Source organism: Fictibacillus aquaticus, assembly GCF_002245695.1.
Classification (GTDB): domain Bacteria; phylum Bacillota; class Bacilli; order Bacillales; family Fictibacillaceae; genus Fictibacillus; species Fictibacillus aquaticus.
Genome location: NZ_NOII01000001.1, coordinates 217,462 through 240,030 on the forward strand (window position 1 = coordinate 217,462; position 22,569 = coordinate 240,030).

Annotated in this window: 26 protein-coding genes; 20 read left to right on the plus strand and 6 right to left on the minus strand. The window is 43.0% G+C overall.

What is annotated here, in order from left to right; all coding sequences use genetic code 11:
* Positions 1 to 34: 34 nt before the first annotated feature.
* The gene (locus CGZ90_RS01270) at positions 35 to 1,300 is read left to right on the plus strand and encodes a glycoside hydrolase family 18 protein (protein WP_094250523.1); all 1,266 of its coding nucleotides are present in this window, start codon (positions 35 to 37) and stop codon (positions 1,298 to 1,300) included.
* A 48-nt stretch (positions 1,301 to 1,348) separates the two neighbouring features.
* On the opposite strand, the gene CGZ90_RS01275 is transcribed toward CGZ90_RS01270, so the two are convergent.
* From CGZ90_RS01275 to CGZ90_RS01285, 3 genes are all read right to left on the minus strand, one after another.
* Positions 1,349 to 3,940 carry a transglycosylase domain-containing protein gene (locus CGZ90_RS01275; protein ID WP_094250524.1) on the minus strand — a complete coding sequence of 864 codons (2,592 nt, stop codon included), beginning with the start codon at positions 3,938 to 3,940 and terminating at the stop codon, positions 1,349 to 1,351.
* 74 nt (positions 3,941 to 4,014) lie between these two features.
* Complete coding sequence (recU, locus tag CGZ90_RS01280) at positions 4,015 to 4,617, minus strand: Holliday junction resolvase RecU (RefSeq protein ID WP_094250525.1); 603 nt, start codon at positions 4,615 to 4,617, stop codon at positions 4,015 to 4,017.
* A 68-nt stretch (positions 4,618 to 4,685) separates the two neighbouring features.
* On the minus strand, positions 4,686 to 4,931 hold the full coding sequence (locus CGZ90_RS01285; RefSeq protein ID WP_094250526.1) for a glutaredoxin family protein: 246 nt from the start codon (positions 4,929 to 4,931) through the stop codon (positions 4,686 to 4,688).
* Positions 4,932 to 5,072: 141 nt separating this feature from the next.
* Here CGZ90_RS01285 and CGZ90_RS01290 point away from each other — a divergent pair, with 141 nt between their 5' ends.
* Complete coding sequence (locus tag CGZ90_RS01290; RefSeq protein WP_094250527.1) at positions 5,073 to 6,026, plus strand: DUF2515 family protein; 954 nt, start codon at positions 5,073 to 5,075, stop codon at positions 6,024 to 6,026.
* Positions 6,027 to 6,074: 48 nt separating this feature from the next.
* Here CGZ90_RS01290 and CGZ90_RS21180 read toward each other — a convergent pair whose 3' ends face one another.
* Positions 6,075 to 6,203: a hypothetical protein gene (locus CGZ90_RS21180; RefSeq protein WP_276206741.1), complete on the minus strand. Its 129-nt coding sequence runs from the start codon at positions 6,201 to 6,203 to the stop codon at positions 6,075 to 6,077.
* A gap of 190 nt (positions 6,204 to 6,393) precedes the next feature.
* On the opposite strand from CGZ90_RS21180, the gene CGZ90_RS01295 reads away from it, so the two are divergent.
* The 6 genes from CGZ90_RS01295 (at position 6,394) to CGZ90_RS01320 (ending at position 10,149) form a co-directional block, all read left to right on the plus strand.
* A complete protein-coding gene (locus CGZ90_RS01295) occupies positions 6,394 to 6,912 on the plus strand; it encodes a MerR family transcriptional regulator (protein ID WP_094250528.1) in 519 nt (172 codons plus the stop codon).
* Positions 6,913 to 7,073: 161 nt separating this feature from the next.
* On the plus strand, positions 7,074 to 7,436 hold the full coding sequence (locus CGZ90_RS01300; RefSeq protein ID WP_165766732.1) for a DUF1798 family protein: 363 nt from the start codon (positions 7,074 to 7,076) through the stop codon (positions 7,434 to 7,436).
* 121 nt (positions 7,437 to 7,557) lie between these two features.
* Positions 7,558 to 8,085 (plus strand): hypothetical protein, encoded by a 528-nt coding sequence (locus tag CGZ90_RS01305; RefSeq protein ID WP_094250530.1) that lies wholly within the window; start codon positions 7,558 to 7,560, stop codon positions 8,083 to 8,085.
* On the plus strand, positions 8,086 to 9,342 hold the full coding sequence (locus CGZ90_RS01310) for a DEAD/DEAH box helicase (RefSeq protein ID WP_094250531.1): 1,257 nt from the start codon (positions 8,086 to 8,088) through the stop codon (positions 9,340 to 9,342).
* Positions 9,320 to 9,790: an ImmA/IrrE family metallo-endopeptidase gene (locus CGZ90_RS01315; RefSeq protein WP_094250532.1), complete on the plus strand. Its 471-nt coding sequence runs from the start codon at positions 9,320 to 9,322 to the stop codon at positions 9,788 to 9,790. Before CGZ90_RS01310 ends, CGZ90_RS01315 begins: the two co-directional genes overlap by 23 nt.
* 50 nt (positions 9,791 to 9,840) lie before the next feature.
* On the plus strand, positions 9,841 to 10,149 hold the full coding sequence (locus CGZ90_RS01320; protein WP_094250533.1) for a YciI family protein: 309 nt from the start codon (positions 9,841 to 9,843) through the stop codon (positions 10,147 to 10,149).
* A 74-nt stretch (positions 10,150 to 10,223) separates the two neighbouring features.
* Here CGZ90_RS01320 and CGZ90_RS01325 read toward each other — a convergent pair whose 3' ends face one another.
* Positions 10,224 to 11,015 (minus strand): LysM peptidoglycan-binding domain-containing protein, encoded by a 792-nt coding sequence (locus CGZ90_RS01325; RefSeq protein WP_133063537.1) that lies wholly within the window; start codon positions 11,013 to 11,015, stop codon positions 10,224 to 10,226.
* Positions 11,016 to 11,147: 132 nt separating this feature from the next.
* On the opposite strand from CGZ90_RS01325, the gene CGZ90_RS01330 reads away from it, so the two are divergent.
* From CGZ90_RS01330 to CGZ90_RS01375, 10 genes are all read left to right on the plus strand, one after another.
* A complete protein-coding gene (locus tag CGZ90_RS01330) occupies positions 11,148 to 11,876 on the plus strand; it encodes a ZIP family metal transporter (RefSeq protein ID WP_094250534.1) in 729 nt (242 codons plus the stop codon).
* Between the two features lie 214 nt (positions 11,877 to 12,090).
* Positions 12,091 to 12,993 (plus strand): oxygen-dependent tRNA uridine(34) hydroxylase TrhO, encoded by a 903-nt coding sequence (gene trhO, locus CGZ90_RS01335; protein WP_094250535.1) that lies wholly within the window; start codon positions 12,091 to 12,093, stop codon positions 12,991 to 12,993.
* Positions 12,994 to 13,059: 66 nt separating this feature from the next.
* Positions 13,060 to 13,683 carry a phosphatase PAP2 family protein gene (locus CGZ90_RS01340; RefSeq protein WP_165766733.1) on the plus strand — a complete coding sequence of 208 codons (624 nt, stop codon included), beginning with the start codon at positions 13,060 to 13,062 and terminating at the stop codon, positions 13,681 to 13,683.
* 51 nt (positions 13,684 to 13,734) lie between these two features.
* Complete coding sequence (locus CGZ90_RS01345; protein ID WP_094250537.1) at positions 13,735 to 13,929, plus strand: hypothetical protein; 195 nt, start codon at positions 13,735 to 13,737, stop codon at positions 13,927 to 13,929.
* A gap of 207 nt (positions 13,930 to 14,136) precedes the next feature.
* Entirely contained in the window at positions 14,137 to 14,328 is a 192-nt protein-coding gene (locus CGZ90_RS01350) for an alpha/beta-type small acid-soluble spore protein (RefSeq protein ID WP_094250538.1), read from the plus strand.
* A gap of 163 nt (positions 14,329 to 14,491) precedes the next feature.
* Positions 14,492 to 15,352, plus strand: coding sequence for a tryptophan 2,3-dioxygenase (kynA, locus tag CGZ90_RS01355; protein ID WP_094250539.1), 861 nt, complete (start codon positions 14,492 to 14,494; stop codon positions 15,350 to 15,352).
* 27 nt (positions 15,353 to 15,379) lie between these two features.
* Positions 15,380 to 15,811, plus strand: coding sequence for a hypothetical protein (locus CGZ90_RS01360; RefSeq protein ID WP_094250540.1), 432 nt, complete (start codon positions 15,380 to 15,382; stop codon positions 15,809 to 15,811).
* 299 nt (positions 15,812 to 16,110) lie between these two features.
* Positions 16,111 to 16,773: a type 1 glutamine amidotransferase domain-containing protein gene (locus CGZ90_RS01365; protein WP_094250541.1), complete on the plus strand. Its 663-nt coding sequence runs from the start codon at positions 16,111 to 16,113 to the stop codon at positions 16,771 to 16,773.
* A 69-nt stretch (positions 16,774 to 16,842) separates the two neighbouring features.
* The gene (locus CGZ90_RS01370) at positions 16,843 to 17,154 is read left to right on the plus strand and encodes a putative quinol monooxygenase (RefSeq protein ID WP_094250542.1); all 312 of its coding nucleotides are present in this window, start codon (positions 16,843 to 16,845) and stop codon (positions 17,152 to 17,154) included.
* The gene (locus CGZ90_RS01375; RefSeq protein WP_094250543.1) at positions 17,151 to 18,014 is read left to right on the plus strand and encodes a LysR family transcriptional regulator; all 864 of its coding nucleotides are present in this window, start codon (positions 17,151 to 17,153) and stop codon (positions 18,012 to 18,014) included. Before CGZ90_RS01370 ends, CGZ90_RS01375 begins: the two co-directional genes overlap by 4 nt.
* A 67-nt stretch (positions 18,015 to 18,081) precedes the next feature.
* Here the strand turns inward: CGZ90_RS01375 and CGZ90_RS01380 are convergent, their stop codons facing one another.
* Entirely contained in the window at positions 18,082 to 18,510 is a 429-nt protein-coding gene (locus CGZ90_RS01380) for a VOC family protein (protein WP_094250544.1), read from the minus strand.
* 152 nt (positions 18,511 to 18,662) lie between these two features.
* Between CGZ90_RS01380 and CGZ90_RS01385 the strand changes: the two genes are divergently transcribed.
* Together CGZ90_RS01385 and CGZ90_RS01390 are read left to right on the plus strand one after the other, a co-directional pair.
* On the plus strand, positions 18,663 to 20,942 hold the full coding sequence (locus CGZ90_RS01385; RefSeq protein WP_094250545.1) for a DEAD/DEAH box helicase: 2,280 nt from the start codon (positions 18,663 to 18,665) through the stop codon (positions 20,940 to 20,942).
* Entirely contained in the window at positions 20,932 to 22,191 is a 1,260-nt protein-coding gene (locus CGZ90_RS01390) for a ribonuclease H-like domain-containing protein (protein ID WP_094250546.1), read from the plus strand. The genes CGZ90_RS01385 and CGZ90_RS01390 overlap by 11 nt, the downstream gene beginning before the upstream one ends.
* Positions 22,192 to 22,569 lie beyond the last annotated feature (378 nt).

A 22,569-nucleotide genomic window follows, 5' to 3' on the forward strand; every position in this document is an offset into this window, starting at 1 on the left:
GATGAAGCAGAGCTGACCTTTAGGAGGGTTCATCATGCAGATTCATGTGGTTAAGCGAGGAGATTCGCTTTGGGAGATTTCACGCTTTTATAGGCTGCCATGGCAGGAAATCGCGGTAGTGAACGGAATTGGTGCACGCGATATTCTCGTGGTCGGACAGACACTGTTCATTCCCGCTCCTTTTGTATACACCGTGCAGCCTGGTGACACACTGACAAGCATTGGAGAAAAAATCGGTGTTTCTGCAGCACAGCTGCAGGCAGCAAATCCAGGCGCTGCTGGGGGACTGAAACCAGGCCAGCAGCTGAATGTGCCGCAGCGGCCGAAGCGGACGATCACGACGAACGCGTTCGCAGAGCCGACGCCAAAGTCGAGAGCTAATTTTAAAAATGCGGCGAAAGCGCTGAGCTACATCACACTTTTTAGCTACGAAGTGAATGAAAAGGGTGAACTGAAGCCGCTTGAAGACGAGGGATTCCTGGCGGAAATCGAGCGTGCAAATGTGAGACCGGTCATGGCCATCACGAACATTAAGGACGGAGAATTTTCAGAAGCGGCAGGGACAGCCATCCTGAAAAGTGAGAGTGTGACCAACACGCTGATCGATAATGTGCTGAAAACGATGAAACAGAAAGGCTATACCGGCCTGTCAGTGGATTTCGAATACTTGGGCAAGAAAAATAGAGAAGCGTACAACCAGTTTTTGAGAAGGGTAACAGAAAGGATGCATGCTGCTGGCTATATTGTTATGACAGCACTCGCTCCGAAAATCAAGAAAGACCAGAAGGGCGAGTGGTACGAGTCGCACGATTACAGGGCACACGGACAGATCGTGGACTATTGCATCCTCATGACGTATGAGTGGGGATACAGCGGCGGTCCGCCGCTGCCAGTCAGCCCGATCACCCAAGTAAGAAAGGTTCTTGATTATGCTGTAACGGAAATTCCGAGAAACAAAATCTTGATGGGAATCAACTTGTACGGCTATGACTGGAAGCTGCCATACAAAAAAGGCAACCCGTTCGCAAAAGCGATGAGTCCTGTACAGTCTATCCAGCTTGCCGGGAGCAGGAAAGCGGCAATTCTCTATGACGAGAAAGAGCAATCTCCTTATTTTACTTACTATGATAAAGAAAAAAAGCAGCATATTGTCTGGTTCGAGGATCTGCGCAGCATGAAAGCAAAGTTTGATTTGATCGATGAATACAAGCTTGGAGGGGCGAGCTTCTGGAACCTGGCTTTTAATTATCCTGTGCTTTGGAATTATATTCTGGATCGTTACGACATTAAGTATCAATAAAAAAACGAGAGCTGACCAATGCTGGTCAGCTCTCGTTTTTTTATTTTATCACTGGCTGAAAGGAAAGCCAGGGACAGGGGACTGTTGTCCGCCGTCTTGGCCTTCGCCGCCACCTTGCTCTCCTTCGCCTGGCTCAGTTCCTGGAGGCGGCATTCCAGGCTCCTGTCCAGGAGGAGGAGTGCCTGGTTCCTCACCCGGAGGCGGTGTTCCAGGTTCCTGCCCAGGAGGAGGAGTGCCTGGTTCCTGTCCAGGAGGAGGAGTGCCTGGCTGTTCTGGCTGCTCCGGCTCTTCTGGTTCTGGTGCGCCAGGGATAGTGATGGAAGTTGAAGCAGGCTCGCTTGCCTGGCCCGATTCTTCATCGACAGCGATAACCTGGAAAGTATACGTTCCGCCCGGCACCGCGTTAGGCACGCTGAATTTCTTTTCCTTCAGTGTTGCCAGTTCCTGCATCGGTGCTCCATCAAGGCTTGCAGATACTTTAAAGACAATATCCTTTTTGCCTTTATAATCCCATTTTACTTTGATTTCATTTTTCTTTTCTTCATATTTTGCTTCTAGTCCTTCGATGCCTGAAGGCTTTTCGTATTCGTCACTGACCTCAGGAAGATCGGCTCCTTTGACGAATAGTTCAACACGTTTCTGGTCATCCGGTGTGAACTCGCTCGCCCGTTTTCCTGTTCCTTTTTCAAGCGCAACTTCGATGACTGAAGTAGGCTTTTTGAAATCAGTTCCTTTATGATTCAGCTGGCTCATGATGTCGCGGAAGATATCTTTTGAAAAGTTCTGCGTACGGCCGTCAAGGTAGAGCGGCTCGTTCGTTTCATCGTCCTTCACTTTTTCATATCCTGTCCAGACAGCAGCAGTATAGCTCGTCGTATAACCGGCCATCCAAGCATCTTTCGTTGCATCTGAAGGCATCCCGGTTTCATTTATGGTGTCGCGGTCAAAGTTTGTCGTACCCGTCTTTCCGGCTAGATTCAAAGAAGGAATGTTTGCTTTCGTACCTGTACCGCGTGTCATTACATCCTTCAGCATATCTGTGATCATATAAGCTGTATAATCTTTCATCGCAGGCTTTGGATCAGATTCCCGCTTCATCTCATCGCCGTCAGGGAAGACGATCTTTCGGATGGTCGTCGGTTTGTTGTACACACCCTCATTGCCGAAAGCGGCATAAGCACCAGCGAGCTTAAGCGGAGAGGTTCCTCCTTCAAATCCGCCTATCGCGTATGAAGGGTATGCCTTATCAAGTCCAATTCCAAGTTTGTTTGCAAAATCTACGGCTTTTTCTTCGCCTACTTCCATGAACGCACGGACAGCAGTCGTGTTTTTAGATTCGACAAGCGCCTGTCTCATGGAGATATCGCCAACGTTTTGGTCGTTATAGTTGTTGATCGTTGCGCCGTTTACTTTCACTGGCGTATCTTTCAAAATATACCCTGTATTCCACTTGAAGTTCTCGATCGCTGGCCCGTAATCCAAGACAGGCTTGATCGTTGAACCTGGCTGGCGTTCGATGCCTGATGCAAAGAATGAACTCATTTTAACGCCGCGGCCGCTGCCGACAGCCCTGATCGCGCCTGTTTGTGTGTCGACAAGGGTTACACCGGACTGAAGGAGTTTATTTTCGCCTTCAAGCTTAGCTTTTAGAACGTTTTCTGTCGCTTCTTGAGCTTTCGGATCAAGATTCGTGTAAATCTTTAATCCATCGGTAAACACGTTCACGTCTTCCATGCCTTCCATTTTTTCCAGCTCTTTTGCCACTTGCGCTAGATAGGCATCATATTTAGATGCTTCCTTGACGTTTCCTTCATTGAGAGATTCCTTAACTGGAATCTTTTTCGCTTTATCGGCTTCTTCTTTTGAGATCAGCCCGTGCTGCTCCATCAGTCCGATTACTACATTTCTTCGATGTTCCGCTTTTTCCGGAAACTCGAATGGGTTATATGCTGATGGGGCTTTTGGAAGTCCTGCAAGAAGAGCAGCTTCATGGACTTCGAGATCCTCTAAATTCTTGTCAAAATATACTTTGGCAGCAGTAGCTACACCGTATGCGTTTGAACCAAAATAGATTTTGTTCAGGTACATTTCAAGAATCTGGTCTTTTGAGTATTTCTGCTCAAGCTGAATAGCAAGGTAAGCCTCTCTTATCTTACGAGTAAGAGATTTTTCGTCTGTCAGAAGTGTATTCTTGACGACTTGCTGTGTGATCGTACTCGCTCCCTCAGCTCCAAATCCTTCTTTTACGTTAGCGAGAGTTGCCCCAAACAAGCGGCGGATATCAACGCCAAAGTGTTTTCGGAAGCGCAAATCCTCTGTTGCGATAAACGCGTTCTGCACCTCTGGCGGAACTTCGCTGATCTTAACCTTAATCCTCTTCTCACTGCCTGAGAACAGCGACACTTCTTCATCGTTCATATCGTATATCTTAGATGAAACAGGAGTCTCGAGCTTTTTAGGATCAAGCTTCGGCGATGTGGCCGCGATGACAACGACACCGAGCACAGATAATGCCCCGAAAATCAAGATTGCGGATATAATCATTTTCTTCCAATTTGTATTCTTTTTCTTCTTTTTAGCCGGATTGGAGTCCTGCAGCGCTTTTCTGCGCTCCTCGCGGCTTCTATAATCCTTGGACATAATTTACCAACCTTTCGGAAATCTAAACATACTACTTATGATTATTCGTCATTCATAAGGTCTTTATGAACAGCTTATGGAAAATACAGCTCATCTACAGCCTCCAGGTAATGGATTCTAGGACTGTATGAGAGCGGAAGGAGAGTGCCGAGAAGTGCGATCTCTTCTCTAGGAATCGATTTGCGTCCGTCATAGCTGGTGCTGAAGTACGGAAACAAATACGATGCGTCAAGCAGATAAGTTTCATTATCCTCTGAAAACCGGAGGATGACAAAAGCGATGCCTCCCTGTTTTTGTACGCTCTCCATATGACAGATCTGGTGTGAATGAAAGTTTTTTAAAGGAAAGCTGTTTTTGTTTTTGGTTTCTTTTGCTTCAAAATCGATGTATCTCCCTTTATAAACACCGTTGTAATCTGTTGTGGATGCGGTTTTAAAATAAGCTTCTTTAATAACGGCGGCAGAACGCTTCGGATAGTCTACAGAAACGATCTGAACGGGTGTAGGCTTTTTATGGATGACGGCCATCCCTTTTGCGAGATAAACCTCATTGCTCTGATTCAAGTCTTCCTCCAGCGTCATCCCGCGTTTTCCGTATTCCGTCTTTATCTGTGGTTTGGGAGGCAAAGAAGGGCGGGGAGCTGCTTTCTTCCCGTTTGGATAATGAATCAAAAACATCAACCCCTTTTTAAATTTAAAACAAAAAGCGGCTATGCAGGCATCGAGGCGGCATAGCCGGGTGGAAGTCATAATGACAATATTTTTTTAAGTTCTTCTTCTTTAAATCCCATGACGACTTGGCGGATCCCATCAGAATCTATGACAGTCACGGGTGTTGCGCTTGCCCCTAGTTCGATCACTTCATCCATAAATTTCGGGTTCTGCCGGATGTCGCGTTCTTCAAATTCGATGCTGTTTGATTTGAGCCATTCTTTTTCCGCAAAGCACGGAGGACATGTTTCCTGTGTGTAGACAATCACTTTTTGACTCATCCTTATTCCTCCTTATCACTGGCAGAGATTTCATAATCAATGAATAGTTTACCGCTTTTTTAGCGTCCTTACAAATATTTTTATGCAAACTGGCAAAGTCTACGGATACTGTATATAAGCTGCGGAGAGGATGTTCTTTCTATGTCTATTGATGAACAAATGATCATTGAAAAAATCACCAAAAGAACAGAAAAAGGGAACAAAGATAATATTTCACGTACCGTAAGTTATGAACGTTTTTATCGGGAACATCCAGAGATACAATGGGCTTTTCTCGCAGGAATGGTATCGAGGAACGCAGGTTACAGCATGACCGATCTGAAAGGAGAATGGATGGAGCGTTCACTAGGAAAAAATGAAAGAAGCATGCTTTTTTTTACATATGAACGGGCAAACTGGCTTATCTTTGAAGACGCATTTCCACAGCTTCTGTTATATGAATACTCTAAAAGACACGGAAAAGACTTGATGCATCTGCTGCCCCGTTTTTTTGTTTCCTCTTTTATGGCTGTAGAGTGGAGGCGGTTCATGGAGCAAGGGGATAGAAGGAGGCTTTATATCAGCCAGATCATCAACGAGCAGAACTTGATACAGCGGCCGGTTATCTCTCACCCTGTATACCGGAAAAGAGTGTTTCTTTCTCTTCCGTTCAAGCTGCAGAACTGGCTTCATTTCAGCACTGTTCTTTTTCCGAAGCTTGATGGGACACTATTCGGGTTCTCTGTTCATGGTTTTCGCCAATTGCACAACCGAATCGCACTTGGAAAGAAGCTTGCCGCTCTTTTGCTCGAGAGCGAGCACAGATGCGGTTTCGAACAATTTTCAGTCTCTGTGCCTCCGACAGGGTCGAGACGCGACTACGAGCAGTTTGTTTATCCTGATAAACCGTGTGAGTCACCAATGTTAAGGACAGTTTACCCATTCATATGGCATCATAGAGGAGAAAAGAACGATTGGAGCATTACAGCCAAGGTCAAACATTCTTGGTATAAACCGCTCTCTGTAGAATCTTTAGACATGACACAATGGTATAAACAAAAACAACGCCAGCTGAAAGCAGGTATTCTGCTGAAGGAAATTTTGCTGAACAAATAAAAAAGCCGTCTAGAAGGTATTCTTCCGGACGGCTTACATTTTTGCGGATCACGTCGAAGGCTGGTTTGGACCGTTCAGCTTTTTATCGCCGTACCCGTTTTCTGTCTTGTTACCGCTTTGCTGTTTTTGTTCAGTTCTTTCCTGCTGCAGACTGTCTTCGTTCTGTTTTCGTGTCAATATAAACACCTCCTGCTGTTTTCTTTAGTGTAAGTATAGCTTTGTTTTTCTATACAGAACGCTGTCGAAACGGCATTTCGCGTTGCTTCTGCACTTGTTTTGGCGAATCAAAACTAGTTTTGTCAATGGTGAAGGAAAGGAGAATTATTCCGCAGAAAGTGTTAGGCAAGATACCAGGGGAGGGATTCAGATGGAAATGATATTGAAAACGAAGAGTGTTTCAGAGGAACTTGGCGTGAACCCTACAACTGTACAAAGGTGGGTCAGGCATTTCAATATGGATCTGAAGAAGAACGACCATGGCCATTATTTATTTACCGAGCATGATATTAATGAATTAAAGGAAATCAAGATGCAGCTCGACAGCGGACTCCTGATCGGAGATATTCAGCTGTCACAAAAAGAAAAACCGGCAGTAAAGAAACAATTGGCTGCTGTACCGGAAGGAATAGAAGAAAAATTCGAAAACTTGCTCTCGCGGATCGACAGCCTAGAGAAGAAGCTTGAAGAAAAAGCGGACAGCGTCGTTTCGTATCAGCTTCTGCAGCACGCAGGTGAGATGGAAGAGATGGTCAAGAAGCTGGCAGCCATTGAAGCACGTCTTGAAGACGCAGAAGTCACGCTCTTGAAGATGCCGGTCAAACAAGAAAGGATTATCCATACAGAAAAACAGCGGAAAAACTGGTTTGTTAGTCTGTTTACTCTATAAAATGAAAAAAAGTGCTGCGGCACTTTTTTTTTGCTATAAAAAATGACGCCGTCAAAAAACAAAGGTGTAAAGTATAAATACCGATATGGCAGTCTTTAAAGACTCTGAGGTCAGCCAATTTATTTTGATTTATGTTAGGATGGTATACGGAGGGACATACAATGAATGAAGTGCTATTAAATAAAACAGAATTGCTGATCTTGCTGCTTGAAGAAGCAAGAGAAAAATTTGCGTCAAGAGGGGAAGAAGCCCCAGATTTCTTTTCTGAGGTAAAACCTTTTGCTGATAAAGTGAGAGATACGTGTGACGAGTGGCTGCCGCTGGCTGAAGAGTTCGCAAACCGTACACGAGCAAATTATATACATGGATCACAGATTTCTGCTGCTGCTGAAAATCTGCAGTCATTGAGCATATCAGCACTGCAGCCTGATATGAGAGAACGGCGCTTCAAGGATCTGGCATCATCGGTAGAATACGTTTTGCACCAGCTAAGAGACGGGCTGAAGCAGGATCAGACGAAATGATACAGCGTTTTTAAAATATACGGTCTAATTGAGAAAGAGGCGGACAACATAATAAAAAACGTTAATATAATTAATTTTCACGTACCGTATAAAAAGTATAAAAATAAAGGCAGTGAGCAAGATGTTTCATCCATCCGTTTATGATAATCTAAAGGTTGTTCTTGAAGGTGCAGTGTATGATGCTGATTTTGAGGAAAAAATCTTGATTAGCGGCCGAAGTGACTTAATGGATATGGCAACTGCAGTCAGACAGTATAAAGTTTCATTCAAGCTGAGAGAATCCAGTGAAGAGATAATCGGGCATGTATCCATTTCAAGCAGTTTAGAGGCTCTGTATCAGGAAAAGATAAAAGACAGACCTGAAAATGCCGGGTGTCTGCTAGAATATAGCATTGCATTGCCTGTTGAAGATATCGACATTGAATGTGCGGATATACAGAAAGTACTCCAAAACCGTTATGGCCATAGTGCTGATGTGCAGCAGCATCTTTCCTATCAATTTGGGAAGCCGCGGGGTAAATATAATAACCTCGTAACGATTAGATACAGACAGGAAGTGGGCGAAGATGAGATACCTTTTTTAGAAAATTCACTCCCTCTATTTTTTGAGGCATTAGAAGAGATATGCAAAATGAAGGAGCAGTGTTAGATGAACGTTATGACTCAATTTCCAGAATACATAAATAAAGCATGGGCCAAAGCTGGTTTTGGCGAACCGACACCTGTTCAAAAACAAGTGTTTGAATCTGTGCATGACAGGCAAGATGCCATAATCGAATCTCCGACAGGGACAGGAAAGACCTTGGCTTACCTTTTGCCGGTATTAAAAAATATGACTTCAGACGTGCAGAACGCTCAGCTGATCGTTCTTGCACCGACAAGGGAACTGGCTATGCAGATATATGAGGTATGCCAGCAATATACAGAAGGAAGCGGTCTGACTGGCGCAACGCTTATTGGCGGTGCTAACATGCAGCGGCAGCTCGACAAGCTGAAGAAAAAGCCTCAATATATCGTTGGAACACCAGGGAGAGTAAGAGAAATCCTTCAGATGAAAAAATTGAAGATGCAGGATGTTAAAACGATCGTTGTGGATGAAGCTGATTCAATCTTGGAATCGGGTCTTAAAGGGGAAATAGAACAGATTGTTAAAGCCACATTTAAAGACCGCCAGCTTCTATTTGTATCGGCAACAATGACTAAAAAGGCTGAAGAGTGGGCGAAGAGCTCCACAAATGAAGCGGTTATTATTAAAGTGAAACAAGATCAGCTGCCGAAGTCAAACTTGCTTCATTTTTACATGGTGAGTGAATTAAGAGACAAAGTGGAGACTCTTCGAAAGATTATAAAGAATATCACGCCCTTAAAAGCGATTGTGTTTGTAAATGGAAGCAGCAGGCTGGATGAGGTTGCAGCCAAATTAGAATATAGAGGCGCAGCCATAGGTGTACTAGCAGGCAATTCGACAAAAGAAGAGCGACAGAAAGTGATGAGGGAGTTCCGCAAAGATGCTGTACCTGTCTTGATGACAACTGATGTGGCCGCCCGAGGACTAGATATATCCGATGTCACGCATGTTATTCATTTTGATCAGCCAGATGACGATCAACTCTACATCCACCGATCAGGACGAACGGGGAGAATGGGTAAAGAGGGTGCTGTAATATCGCTCGTTACTAAAACGGAAGAAACCATCCTGAAAAAATGGGCTGCAAAATTAAACCTCCCGCTTCAAAAAAGATCGATTGTTGCAGGGGAAATCTCGAACCGAACGGCTAATAAAAATTCAGAAAGCAAGGGCATTAAACAAAAAAATAATAGACCGCAAACAAAGACGGCGCCGATGAAATCTGCAGCCTATAATAACAAGAGAAGGGAAAAGAATGACGGAAAAAAGCCAAATTAATCAAATCCTTGAACAGTTTAAACATATCTCAGAGACGACAGCTTCGATTCGAATAGAAGAAAACAACCCTACTGGCCGCCGTATCGGTGGAATGTTCAGCATGGACAGCCATACTATTACACTTTATAAATCAGAAATTTTTAGCCAAGCAGAACAATTTTTTCCCGGGCAGGATATCTTTTATGATTATTTAAAGGTAATCCTTGCTCATGAACTAGGACACGCTAATGATCCTTATTTAAAAGTACTCGCACAAAGGCTGGAAAACGAACAAGACTTTTTAAAAAGAAAGAAAATAGAGCTGGTGATAGAGGTGCAAGCATGGAAGTTTGCCAGAAAACTCCTCATGGGAGATGTACCTTATCATATCTTCCGTAAAATACGGACAGAATCACTGGCTCATTACTATGAGAGCATTGATCAATTGATCAAAGATAATGTGGCTTAAGAAGGAATTTCATCTTACTCGAAGAAAGTAATGGCAAGAGGAGGAATAAGATGAACAGCCAACATTTTATCTATCAACTGAAGCCTGTGAGGCAAGATCTTATGGAAAACCAGACAGAACAAGAACAAGAAGTGTTAGAATCGCATTTTTTCTACTTGCAGAATTTGAAGAATGAAAAAAAATTGCTCTTGGCAGGTCCTTGTCTGGATGCTGCGTTTGGCATCGTTATTTTAATGGGCATGGATGAGCATGAGGCGCAATCTGTCATGAAAAATGATCCTGCCGTAAAAAAGGGTGTCATGACCGCGGATCTTCATCCTTTCCGAGTTTCATTATTAAGTGAAAATGTAAGTGTATAAAAAAACAGCCTGACAGGGGCTGTTTTTTTTATAGCTGAAGTGAAAGTCATTGCTGCATGATTTGTTGTTAAGGGTTATTTTTTAAATAGCTGGACCCAAGCACCTTGATAATATCCGATGCCGATTGAATCATAAGAGCTGCTTAAAATATTTTCACGATGTCCTTGGCTGTTCATCCAGTCCTGCATGACTTCTGCTGCGGAAGACTGTCCTTTGGCAATATTTTCACCTGCAGCCGAATAAGTAATGCCGAAACGTTTCATCATATCAAATGGCGATCCGTAAACTGGTGACGTGTGTGAAAAGTAATTTTGCTGAATCATATCTTTTGCTTTGACAAGAGCGACAGAACTCAATTCTTCATCCAGAGCTAATGCCGGAAGCCCTGCGTTCTGGCGTTCTTTATTGACAAGAGCTGCTACTTCTTTGGCCTGTGAGCTTACGCTGTCAGCTGCAGGAGCAGGCTGTTTAGCAGGTTCTGGCTGCTGAACAGGTGCAGCGTTGACCGCAGACGGCACGTCAATGAGCTGTCCGGGATAAATCAGGTTCACATCTTTAAGCTGAGGATTCGCATCTTTTAAACTTGAATAGGATACATTCAGATTTAGTGAGATTGGAAATAAGCGGTCCCCTTGTTTTACCGTATATTGCTTTGGGTAAGATGGTACAAAGACAGTCTGACCTGGCAACAAGCTTGTGCCGTTTATTTTATTCAGCCCAGTCAGGGTTTCCACAGTTGTACTATTATTTCGTGCGATCGTGTAAAGGCTTTCACCAGACTGCACGACATGAGGTTCTGCTGCGAAAGAAGCGGAACTTGTCATCAATAAGGCGGCTAATGTAAATGCGGTCGTTTTGATCTTCATGTTCTACCTCCTGTTGTTGATGCAGCTATGACTTTCACTAGTTAAATATTTACACATACTTTTATTTGAAACAACTGGGAATGACATGTAATTACTGTAATAATATGTATCTTTGAAAAAGGAGGGTCTTGCATGCTGCAGGCAGCGTTATGGGGGGGCGTAGCCGGATCCGCGGTATTGCTCGGCGCACTAACCGCGGTTACAATAAAAATCCCGAAAAAATGGATAGCGTGGATCATGGCATTCGGTACAGGTATTCTGATTGGCGCTGTCGCTTTCGAGCTGCTGATTGAAGCAGCCCAGCAGAGTAATTTGCAGATTGCCGCAGCCGGCTTCTTGGCAGGTGCTGCTATTTTCACGATCATTGATTACGTATTATCTCGGACAGGCGGCCATGAACGAAAAAGGTCACGATCAAAAACAGTGAAAGGTACAGGGATGGCAATATTTGCAGGCACCGTTTTAGATGCCATTCCAGAGTCTGTTCTCATCGGTGCTAGCTTGATTGAACAAAGCAAGGTCAGCTGGCTGCTCGTAATTGCGATTTTTGTCAGCAACTTTCCTGAGGGACTGTCGAGTTCTGTTGGACTGATTAAAGAAGGCTATTCGAAGAAAAAGGTCTTAGGAATGTGGACTGTTGTACTTTTATTATCTGCTGCCGCTTCATTTTCAGGTTATACATTCCTGCAAGAAGCTTCAGTATCTTATATTTCTATTATTGGCGCATTTGCAGGCGGGGGAATAATGGCAATGGTCTCTTCAACGATGCTCCCGGAGGCACACGAAGATGGCGGAGCTGTGATAGGATTTATTTCCTCCGCGGGGCTGCTGACGTCTCTCCTATTAACCCATTTTTCTTAAATATAGAGAAAGAAGAGCTTTGCGCGCTTCTTTCTTTTTTTGTACTATAGGAAAGTATAACTTTTTAACAAGAAGAATTTCGACGCGGTTAAAAAGCCTAAGAGTAAGTATAAGTTCAACTAAGTCTGACGCATAAGGGCTTGGCGTCAGTCAAGTTTTCTAATATAATTGGATAGTTGTAAAATGACCATGTATTAAAGACAGGGTGAAGGATATGTATGAAGTATTACTGTTCTATAAATATGTTGATATAGAGGATCCGGCAGCATTTAAGGAAGAACATTTAGATTTTTGCAAGAGCCATGGAATAGTCGGACGGATTATTGTCGCAAAAGAAGGCATTAACGGAACCGTATCTGGCACACTTGAGCAGATGGAAGCATACCGTATACATTTACGAAGTGATGAGCGGCTGAAGGATATTGTTTTTAAGGTAGAGCAAAATAAAGAACAAGCTTTTAAGAAAATTAAGATTAAAATCAAGCCTGAAATTGTGAATCTAAACCTCGACGACGATGTGAACCCAAACGAAACGACCGGTAAACATCTATCACCAAAAGAGTGGCTTGAGGCTATGCAGCAGGATGATGTAGTCATCCTGGATGCCCGGAACACATATGAATATGATCTCGGACACTTTAAAAACGCGATCCGTCCGGATATAGAAACCTTCAGAGAACTGCCTGAGTGGATAAGGAAGAACTTTACCAAGTATAAGGATAAAAAGGTACTGACTTATTGCACTGGCGGAATACGATGTGAAAAATTTTCACGCTTTCTTGTAAAAGAAGGTTTTAAGGATGTCTCCCAGCTCGATGGAGGCATCATCACTTATGGGTATGATTCTGAAGTAAAAGGCAAGCTGTGGGACGGCAAATGCTACGTGTTTGATGAACGCATCTCAGTCCCTGTCAACCGGACGGGTGAAGAAGAAGTAGTCGGGAAATGCTGTCATTGCAGTTTACCGGAAGAACGTTATGTTAAGTGCGGAAATCCTGAGTGCAACAAACATCTGCTCATGTGCAAGGACTGTGAAGCAAAGCAAAAGCGCTCATGCAGCAAAAAATGTGCGGAACATCCAAGAAATAGGTATGTACTTGAAAACTCTCTTTCATAGAGAGTTTTTTCTTTGTTTATATTTCGTATACTATTCCTGTTATGGTAAAAAGGGGGAATGTTTGAAATGAAAGGAAGATGGATTTGTTTATCGCTGGCTGTCTTGTTTTTGGCTGCAAGTTTGTATAAAGTGAAAATCATTAACAAAATAGACTTGCAAATCAGAGAAGCAGTGCTTACGCTAAGAAATGAACAGTTAAATGACATTATCATCCAGTTCAGCATGCTTGGTTCTGCTTCAGTTATTGCGGTGATATTCATATTAGCTGGAGTGCTCTTTGTGTTACGAAGGCTTTATTCTCAAGCTTTATGGCTTTTTACATGTTTAGCCGGAGCTTTTTCTCTTAATACGCTGATCAAATGGCTGTATGCACGTCCTCGGCCAATTGATGACAGGCTCATAGATGCTGATGGATTCAGTTTCCCCAGCGGCAATGCTATGATTGGTGCATCGTTTTACATGATGCTGTTTTATTTCATATCAACATGGGCAAAAAAACCGTGGATTTTTGCCACGGGAATCGCAGTTGTCATGCTTCTTGGTGCAAGCCGTGTCTATCTTGGAGTACATTATCCATTAGATATTATCTCAGGTCTGGCAGCAGGTACAATGATTTTTCTTTTGTGCCGTGAAGGGTACAAAAGATCCTTCTCTGCCCGTCAAACCCATAAAGCTCATATTGACGTGTAGCTGTTATAAGGTGTTATAATAGTTTTCGAATATAAGAAGGGCGTGCTGCAGATGCTTGAAATCGTTTTTCCTGAAAATAAGCTGGAATACATACCCGCTTTTATTACATTGGCTATTTTTACTTATTTTGCGTACAGAACGGTGCTATTCTTTCAAAAACATCATAAAAAAGAACTTCAAAAAGTAGCTGAGCTCGAACGTCAGCTTAACGCTGCATCGTTGAACGACAGCCGAGCTGACCGATAAAACCTTCCGGAAACGGGAGGTTTTTTTAGCTGGAAATTAGAGCGTAGACAGCTGTGAGTGATATTAATTATTTCGCTGTGAAATAATTAAAATCAAAATATGAAAAAAATTTAACTATTTATGAATAAAGCAAGCATGTTTAATCTCATACTAGTTTTACGGGATTAAAAGTTCCGTACATATCTTTTCCCAAAGGAGGGAATTCACATGGCACGTAACAACAGCAACCAAATCGTTGTTCCTGGAGCAGAAGGAGCACTACAAGCAATGAAGCAAGAAATCGCTTCTGAGTTTGGTGTTCAGCTTGGACCAGACACAACTTCCCGTGCAAACGGATCTGTAGGTGGCGAAATTACGAAGCGTCTTGTAGCTCAAGCGCTTGGCGGACTTCGCCGTTAATTCAAGACCTCCTTGTAAGAGAACCCGGCACATGCCGGGTTTTTTCTTTTGGTTCATTTTAAGAACATATAAGAATTGTACATGACCTTAGATGTATTAAAGGCTTATTGGATGGTATAATGTAAGCGTTATCACTTGCGATTATTAGAATGGAGTGAAAGGGATGTCAGACAACAGCAATAAAGAGCAGCCAAGAGAACAGGGGGTTTCTGAAAGCAACATACATACGGACTTTACCAATAACATGACATATGGTGAATATTTGCAGCTTGACCGCATATTATCAAGCCAGAACCGCCTGTCAGGACATCATGATGAAATGCTGTTTATCGTCATTCACCAGGTTTCGGAGCTTTGGATGAAACTGATCATTCATGAATTGGAATCAGCTATAGCTTCTGTTAGAGCAGGAAATTTATCAGCAGCCTTTAAAATGCTTTCACGGGTATCAAAGATTCAGCAGCAGATCAAAGAGTCGTGGGATGTGCTTTCAACTCTGACGCCTTCTGAATATATGCAGTTCCGCGAGAAACTCGGTCAATCCTCGGGCTTTCAGTCGTATCAGTACAGGATGATTGAGTTCGCGCTCGGATATAAAACACCTCATATTCTAACGATTTATAAAAAAGATCCTGAACTACATGACAGACTTCAAAAAGCCATGAATTCACCAGGATTATACGATGCCGCCATCGAGGCACTGGCCAAAGCCGGACTGGACATCCACGCTGATGTGCTGAACCGTGACATAACAAAGCCATACACGCCGCATGAGTCTGTAGAAGCAGCCTGGCTTGAGGTATATAAGAACGTCGAACAATATTGGGATCTTTACGAGCTTGGCGAAAAGCTCGTGGATATAGAAGATTGGCTGCAGCAATGGCGCTTCCGGCATATGAAGACCGTCGAGAGGATTATTGGGTTCAAAATGGGAACAGGCGGTTCATCAGGTGTAAACTATTTGAAAAAAGTTCTCGATCAGCGTTTTTTTCCTGAACTTTGGGATCTCCGCACAAAAATTTGAACGTTTTTGTAAGAAGGAGGACTGTAAATGAGGAAGAAAGCAGTTTGGGCTGTCCTGTTGCTTGTAGGCTTTGCGGTTTTAAACACCGTATGGAGCCGCGGGCAGCAGAAAGAAGCGATTCAAAACAGTGTTTCTCAGAAACGCAGCGAACAAATTGCTTTTAAAGGCGAGAACGATTTTTGGGAAGCAGAGTTAGCCGCAAGTCAAGATTCCGATTCATTAACTTTAAAGCTGATTGGTAAAATGGATCAAATGAAAATGCCTGAATCGTTGACCTTTTCCTTACTTAAAGGTGTAAAGCCGTTTGCTGAATTTACCGTAAGAGCAGCTCCTTTTCCGGAAAATTTATCGTTTTCTGTCAAGCCTCCCAGTCTTTTGTATAACGAAGACGCGCCTTTGATTCTAAAGATCACAGGTGAAAACACGGCTCAATATTTTCAAATGTACGGCAGCGAATAAGAATAGCTGATACAGTCCTCTTTATAACACGAATAGTTTCATGACAATAATTACGTCCTAAAGGCATGTTGTCTATAATAAAATCTTTTGAATTATTATAAAAACACTCAATCAGATAAGAAGAAAAGGGAAACGAGCCAATTCCACTCATTTCCCTTTTTTTGTGTCTAATTAGACAAGCGACCAACTATAAAAATATTTATGGATAACTCGTATTTTAGCAATTTGTATTATGGTAATGAACGGACTACAATGATTCATGAAAGTAAAACACATTCACAATTTTAGGAGGAACAAACATGTCAAAACATATATTAATGGTTGTAACAACGGCTGATAAAATGAAAAATGAACACAGTACAGGATTGTGGCTTTCTGAATTCGGTGAGGCTTATCTCGAATTTGAAGAAAACGGGTATAGCATTACTGTGGCAAGCCCGCTTGGGGGAAAGGCTCCAGTTGATGAAAGAAGCCTTCAAGGAGAGGTGCCTCAGGCGATCACCGATACAGCAAAATATTTAGAAGATACATTAAAACTAGATGACATTAACAGCATTGATCACTTTGATGCGATTTTCCTCCCAGGAGGACATGGTACAATGTTCGATCTTCCGGATAATAAGAAGCTTCAGGAAATCATCCGGGATATGTTTGAAGCAAATAAAACAGTAGCCGCTGTATGCCACGGTCCAGCAGGATTAGTAGGCGTTAAACTGTCCGACGGCTCCCCGCTGGTTTCAGGAAAAAAAGTTACCGCGTTTACAGACGAAGAAGAGCGTGCAACCACGCTTGACCAATATATGCCGTTCTTATTAGAAACGCGTTTGCGTGAATTAGGTTCTAAGTTTACAGGTGCGGAAAACTGGAGCAGCCATATCCAGGTCGATGGAAATCTGATTACTGGTCAAAACCCGCAGTCTACGATCAGTGTTGCACAGGAAGTAACCAAACAATTAGGATAATAATACAAGAAGGCAGCCCACCCAGTAAAATGTGTGGGCACGCCTTCTTTTTTAAAAGGAGATAGGGTTATGGAAAATATTACGATCACCGCGATCTTAAAAGCGGTCAAAGGAAAAGAAGACGAGCTAAAAAAAGTACTGCTAGACGTTATAAAACCATCTCGTGATGAGGAAGGCTGTATAGAATATGTCTTGCATGAATCTCTTGAAGATCACGGTGTTTTTGTTTTTTATGAAACCTGGCGGGATGAAGCAGCTTTAACTATGCATATCAGCAGCGCTCATTATCAAAATTACAGAAAAAACAGCGAACTGTTGATTCAGTCCCGTAAGGTATATAGACTGAAGGAAACAAACAATGAAGAGAGTAAGTTCTTATGATCGACTTTGAATGGTATCGAAGCTTTATTAGCATCTATAAATACCGATCTGTCTCAGCAGCCGCGAAAGCGAGGATCATGACACAGCCGGCGATGAGCCAGCATCTGGCAGCTCTTGAAGGAGAAGTCGGGGAGCAGCTTTTTCTGAGAGCTCCGCGCAAAATGATTCCGACAGAAAGAGGAAAAGAATTATATACCAAAATCGTCCCGCTCATCGAAAGCTTAGAGAGCATGACACAAGAAATCAGACATGATTCCTTGCCGTCTGCAATGCCAGCGATGCTAAGGGTCGGATCACCTTTAGAATTTTTTACAAAAGCAGCAATAAAGAAATTAAAAGGTATAGAGTTACGGTTTTCGGCAAATTTTGGAGTGGCGGAGAATCTTTTAGCCTCTCTCGAAAAAGACGAACTAGATTTGATCATCACTACTCAGAAGGTCCACGTGCCTGGAATTGAATATACGAAGCTTGAAGATGAGGAGTTTGTTGTCGTAGCACCTATTGATTATCCAAATATAGAAGAAGTGGATGTAGAAGAATGGCTGCTTAATCAAAAATGGCTGACATATGGGCTTGAACTGCCGATTATCAGAAGATATTGGCGTGAACATTTTAACCAGCGGCCTTCCATGGAGCCGTATTTTATTATTCCGAACCTTCAGGCCATTCTAGAAGCTGTCGAGCAAGGACTGGGAATCAGTATTTTGCCTGCTTATCTTTTTCATGAATCCATAAAAGAAAATAAAGTGAAAATATTGTTCCCAGAGTATGTAACGAAAAATACGATTTATGCAGCATATAAGATGGAGAATAAGGATCACCCTTTATTTAAATTGTTAATCGATGAGTTGAAAAAATAGCCACTAAAAGCTAAATACAGTGTATTCAACTGAAAAAACCCAAGGGTTGTGTCCCTTGGGTCAGCCTTTACATATTATCTTCCTCATTGTCCAAGTTAACCTGCCATTCAATGCCGAACTTGTCCTTTACATTCCCATACAGCTTGCTCCAGAACGTCTGTTGCAGTTCCATTCCAACCTGACCGCCATCACTCAGCTTCTGAAACCACGACCTAACGTCCTCTTCATTCTTGCTGTGAACCATAAGGCTGATGTTGCTGCCTGAATTAAACGGCATTCCAGGCAAAACGTCTGAAAACATGATCGGGTCTCCATTGACTAAAATCATTGAATGCATGACCCAGTTTCTCGCTTCTTCAGGAAGTGGATGTTCAGGGTTTGGCGGCATATCTCCAAAAGCCATGATGTTTGGCTTTTCAGTTCCAAACACTTCTGCATAAAACTCCACTGCTTCCCGGCAATTGCCTTTGAAATTCATGTAAGGGGTTACGGACATTTTTTCAGCTCCTTTTTGGAATATTATTACTTTTATTAAGTATAACAGGAAAAATAATATAAACCATCCTTCAAAAATCATGTATTAATGTGTTCAATCGGTTTCAAAACGAACATTTATTCGATAAAATGTAAGATATAGAGGTGAATAAAATGTTCGGTAAAAAAACGATGCAGGAACTGCTAGATGTGATGAAGAGCGATTCGACTATATCGGATCAAATCGTATATTGGAAAACGATTGAACCAAGAGATGCCGTCACGGTCCCGCTCCCATCCCTTCTGCACCCTAACATTTCAAGAGCACTGCAAAATAGAGGAATCGGCTCGTTATATATGCACCAGCTGTCGGCATTCGAGGCATCTTTAAGAAAGGAAAGCTTTGTAGCGGTTACTCCGACAGCAAGCGGTAAGACGATGTGCTACAACCTGGCTGTTCTGCAGGAAATAGCAGCAAACCCTAATAGCCGAGCGCTTTATTTGTTCCCGACAAAAGCTCTAGCTCAGGATCAGAAAGCTGAAATCAACGAACTGATCGATGAGATCGGGCTCGACATAAAAAGCTACACATATGACGGCGACACACCAGCGAATATAAGGCAGGTTGTCAGGAAAGCCGGAAATGTCGTGATGACAAACCCTGACATGCTTCATTCTGCCGTACTTCCGCATCATACAAAATGGGTGTCACTTTTTGAAAATTTAACACATGTTGTGATTGATGAGCTGCATACATATCGCGGCGTATTTGGAAGCCACGTGGCAAACGTTATTAGACGTCTTAGGAGAATCTGCAGATTTTACGGAAGCGACCCTGTATTTATCTGTACTTCAGCTACAATCGCGAATCCGAAAGATCTGGCAGAAGAGCTGACAGGCAAGGCTATGACACTCATTGACAATAACGGTGCGCCGGCAGGGAGAAAACACTTCCTGTTTTATAATCCGCCTGTCGTAAACAAACCGCTTAACGTGAGGCGGAGCGCTACGCTTGAAGCGCGCAAGCTTGCTGCACTTTTCTTAAAGAATCATATACAGACCATAGTGTTTGCCCGCTCCCGTGTGCGTGTGGAGATTCTTCTTACCTATTTGCAGGATCTGGCGAAAAAAGAATTCGGGATGAAATCTATTCAAGGTTATCGCGGCGGCTACCTTCCAAAGCAGCGCCGCGTCATTGAAAAAGGGTTAAGAAACGGGGAAATCATGGGCGTCGTCAGTACGAACGCACTCGAGCTTGGCGTGGACATCGGCCAGCTTCACGCGTGTATCTTGACTGGATATCCGGGTTCGATCGCCAGTGCCTGGCAGCAGGCAGGACGTGCAGGGCGCCGCCAGGATGAGTCAGTCGTGATCATGGTTGCAAGCTCTTCTCCTCTTGATCAGTATGTCATTCAGCACCCTGATTATTTTTTTGACCGTTCGCCTGAATCAGCAAGAATCAATCCAGACAATCTGATCATTTTGGTCGATCATCTAAAATGCGCAGCATACGAATTGCCTTTTAAAGAAGGAGAGAAATTCGGCAATCAGGAAGTGACAGAAGTGCTTGAATTCCTCGTGGACGAGCAAGTGCTTCACCGGCGCGGAAACCAGTTCTTCTGGATGAACGATGCTTTTCCGGCCCATAACATTTCATTGCGCTCAGCATCACAAGAAAATGTAGTCATTATCGACACGACAGAGGCTGCAAATGTTAAGGTGATCGGGGAGATGGACCGGTTCAGCTCCATGACACTGCTTCACGAAGAGGCTATCTACCTTCATCAGGGAGTTCAATATCAGGTAGAGAAGCTGGATTATGAGGAAAAGAAAGCCTTTATCCGTGAAGTGGATGTGGACTATTTCACCGATGCCAATCTAGCGGTATCGCTTAACGTACTGGAAGTGGACAAGGAGAAATCAGGCAGCACTGCATCGATCGGCTATGGAGATGTTATGGCGGTTGCAAAAGCGACAATTTTTAAGAAGATTAAGTTCGAAACTCATGAAAACATCGGCTCTGGTCCGATCCATCTGCCAGAAGAAGAGCTTCATACTTCTGCAACATGGCTGCAGTTCGAGCAAAGCGATGAGAAGACTGAACAGCTGGAGGCCGGACTGATCGGCATTGCGAACGTACTTAAGCATGTAACACCGCTGTTTGTTATGTGTGATGCTTCTGATCTTCACGTCGTACCGCAGATTAAAGCTTTGCACTCTGAAAAGCCGACCATTTTTATATACGACAGCTATCCAGGCGGAATCGGCCTCAGTGAGAAGATATATAACCACTGGGATATTGTTTTGGATGAATCATTGAAGGTCATTCATAACTGCCCTTGTGAGAATGGATGCCCATCTTGTACTGGAACTTCGGATGAAAACAGTTTTGCAAAAAGTGCTGCGGTCCGTTTATTAAAACAAGTAAGGAGCTTGACCATCAATGGCTCTTAAAAAGAAACTGAACATGCTGAAAAAGCATATGTCACATGATAGTCCAAAGGAAACACAAGGCATCGTGCATAGAAGAGAAACACCAGCACAGCAAGTTCCTCACCAATCTTTTTGGCAAGAAAATGGTGCCGCTCCGTATTTTTTTGATGATGATCATTGCATTATTAAAGAAGCGGTTTTTGACAAAGAGATGTCTTGGGGAAGGTACAAACTTGCCGATTTAGAAGGAGCGGTCGAAGAATGGAACCGGCAAAAAAGCGCACATCCTCTCTGTGCGGATGGCATTCATGCTGATGAGCTTCTATTCTTTGACACTGAGACGACAGGACTTAGCGGCGGGGCTGGAAACACAATATTTATGCTCGGTATGAGCCGGTTAATTGGCGATCAAGTAAAAGTTCAGCAATACTTTCTGCCGCAGCCTGGTTCAGAAGTAGCGATGTACCATTATTTTTTAAACCACATTAAAGAATTAAAAAACCTTGTAACATATAACGGAAAGTCCTTTGACTGGCCTCAGGTAAAGACTAGGCATACGCTGATCCGAGACTTTGTTCCTTCCTTGCCGGCTTTCGGGCATTTCGACCTTCTGCATGGTTCAAGACGTCTATGGAAAGACAGTCTGCCGTCTGTGAGGCTTTCAATTGTAGAGAAAGAGATTCTGGATGTGCATCGAGTCGAAGATACACCGGGCTATCTAGCTCCCATGCTTTATTTTCAATATTTGCAAGAGCGAGATCCGTCATTGTTAAAAGGGGTTTTCACCCATAATGAATGGGACGTGCTTTCGCTGATGACCTTATATATCCACATATCCAAGATACTACAAGGTCTTACGTTTACGACCGGAAAAGAGACTTATGAAGCAGCCCGCTGGTTTGAAGCAGCAGGAGAAACAGAACTTGCTCTCGCTAAATTTTATGATGTGATGAATTCAGATCAAATACATTATACAGATGCTGCAAAGGCAGCCGCGCGCATACTAAAAAAACAGAAAAAAATGAAAGAATCATCTGAACTGTGGGAAATGGTTCTGAAATGTGCGGATAAAGATGAAGAAGCGGCAACAGAGCTTTCAAAATACCACGAGCATCATACGAAAGATATGGAGAAAGCTTTATTTTACGCCGTTCTTGCATATGACAGGTGGAAAGGAAAAAAACGTCTTTTAAGAGCAAAAGAAGCAAAAGATCAAGCGGCTTTTCATATACGTATCGAGCGTCTGGAAAAGCGTGTGCAGCAGTTATAATAAGTGTCAAAAAATGTTCAAAAAAGGGCTGAAATTCTCTTCAATTCCATCCCGAAATTTTGTAGAATAAATGAGGATTGAGATGGCCATGGGAATATTCTGACTTTTATTTCCCGGGTGAGCGCAAAAAAACCGATTAACTGACAATGTATTGTCTTTCTCTATGGCAAATTAAGTCGCCTTGAGCAATTTGTTGTCGCAATTTCGGTTGTTGCTGCGACGTTTCATACGAATTATTCTTGGAAATATGGAGAGATGCCTTGTGAAGCAATGGATAGTTGTCATGTTTTTCGTTGTTTTAGGATTAACCGTGATGATTGGCAATCAGCTTAGCCATCATACAACATAAAATAAGCTGAATTAATTTTTCAGACAGAT

Bases quoted from the DNA above. Each gene is read 5' to 3' on its own strand.
- CGZ90_RS01315 (WP_094250532.1), top strand. From the start codon at position 9,320: ATGACGGAAAAAAGCCAAATTAATCAAATCCTTGAACAGTTTAAACAT.
- CGZ90_RS01305 (WP_094250530.1), top strand. From the start codon at position 7,558: ATGTTTCATCCATCCGTTTATGATAATCTAAAGGTTGTTCTTGAAGGT.
- CGZ90_RS01325 (WP_133063537.1), bottom strand. From the start codon at position 11,015: ATGAAGATCAAAACGACCGCATTTACATTAGCCGCCTTATTGATGACA.
- CGZ90_RS01365 (WP_094250541.1), top strand. From the start codon at position 16,111: ATGTCAAAACATATATTAATGGTTGTAACAACGGCTGATAAAATGAAA.
- CGZ90_RS01320 (WP_094250533.1), top strand. From the start codon at position 9,841: ATGAACAGCCAACATTTTATCTATCAACTGAAGCCTGTGAGGCAAGAT.
- kynA (WP_094250539.1), top strand. From the start codon at position 14,492: ATGTCAGACAACAGCAATAAAGAGCAGCCAAGAGAACAGGGGGTTTCT.
- CGZ90_RS01295 (WP_094250528.1), top strand. From the start codon at position 6,394: ATGGAAATGATATTGAAAACGAAGAGTGTTTCAGAGGAACTTGGCGTG.
- CGZ90_RS01290 (WP_094250527.1), top strand. From the start codon at position 5,073: ATGTCTATTGATGAACAAATGATCATTGAAAAAATCACCAAAAGAACA.
- recU (WP_094250525.1), bottom strand. From the start codon at position 4,617: ATGTTTTTGATTCATTATCCAAACGGGAAGAAAGCAGCTCCCCGCCCT.
- CGZ90_RS01360 (WP_094250540.1), top strand. From the start codon at position 15,380: ATGAGGAAGAAAGCAGTTTGGGCTGTCCTGTTGCTTGTAGGCTTTGCG.
- CGZ90_RS01330 (WP_094250534.1), top strand. From the start codon at position 11,148: ATGCTGCAGGCAGCGTTATGGGGGGGCGTAGCCGGATCCGCGGTATTG.
- CGZ90_RS01345 (WP_094250537.1), top strand. From the start codon at position 13,735: ATGCTTGAAATCGTTTTTCCTGAAAATAAGCTGGAATACATACCCGCT.
- CGZ90_RS01375 (WP_094250543.1), top strand. From the start codon at position 17,151: ATGATCGACTTTGAATGGTATCGAAGCTTTATTAGCATCTATAAATAC.
- CGZ90_RS01390 (WP_094250546.1), top strand. From the start codon at position 20,932: ATGGCTCTTAAAAAGAAACTGAACATGCTGAAAAAGCATATGTCACAT.
- CGZ90_RS01340 (WP_165766733.1), top strand. From the start codon at position 13,060: ATGAAAGGAAGATGGATTTGTTTATCGCTGGCTGTCTTGTTTTTGGCT.
- CGZ90_RS01350 (WP_094250538.1), top strand. From the start codon at position 14,137: ATGGCACGTAACAACAGCAACCAAATCGTTGTTCCTGGAGCAGAAGGA.
- CGZ90_RS01270 (WP_094250523.1), top strand. From the start codon at position 35: ATGCAGATTCATGTGGTTAAGCGAGGAGATTCGCTTTGGGAGATTTCA.
- CGZ90_RS01300 (WP_165766732.1), top strand. From the start codon at position 7,074: ATGAATGAAGTGCTATTAAATAAAACAGAATTGCTGATCTTGCTGCTT.
- CGZ90_RS01285 (WP_094250526.1), bottom strand. From the start codon at position 4,931: ATGAGTCAAAAAGTGATTGTCTACACACAGGAAACATGTCCTCCGTGC.
- CGZ90_RS01385 (WP_094250545.1), top strand. From the start codon at position 18,663: ATGTTCGGTAAAAAAACGATGCAGGAACTGCTAGATGTGATGAAGAGC.
- CGZ90_RS01380 (WP_094250544.1), bottom strand. From the start codon at position 18,510: ATGTCCGTAACCCCTTACATGAATTTCAAAGGCAATTGCCGGGAAGCA.
- trhO (WP_094250535.1), top strand. From the start codon at position 12,091: ATGTATGAAGTATTACTGTTCTATAAATATGTTGATATAGAGGATCCG.
- CGZ90_RS01275 (WP_094250524.1), bottom strand. From the start codon at position 3,940: ATGTCCAAGGATTATAGAAGCCGCGAGGAGCGCAGAAAAGCGCTGCAG.
- CGZ90_RS01370 (WP_094250542.1), top strand. From the start codon at position 16,843: ATGGAAAATATTACGATCACCGCGATCTTAAAAGCGGTCAAAGGAAAA.
- CGZ90_RS01310 (WP_094250531.1), top strand. From the start codon at position 8,086: ATGAACGTTATGACTCAATTTCCAGAATACATAAATAAAGCATGGGCC.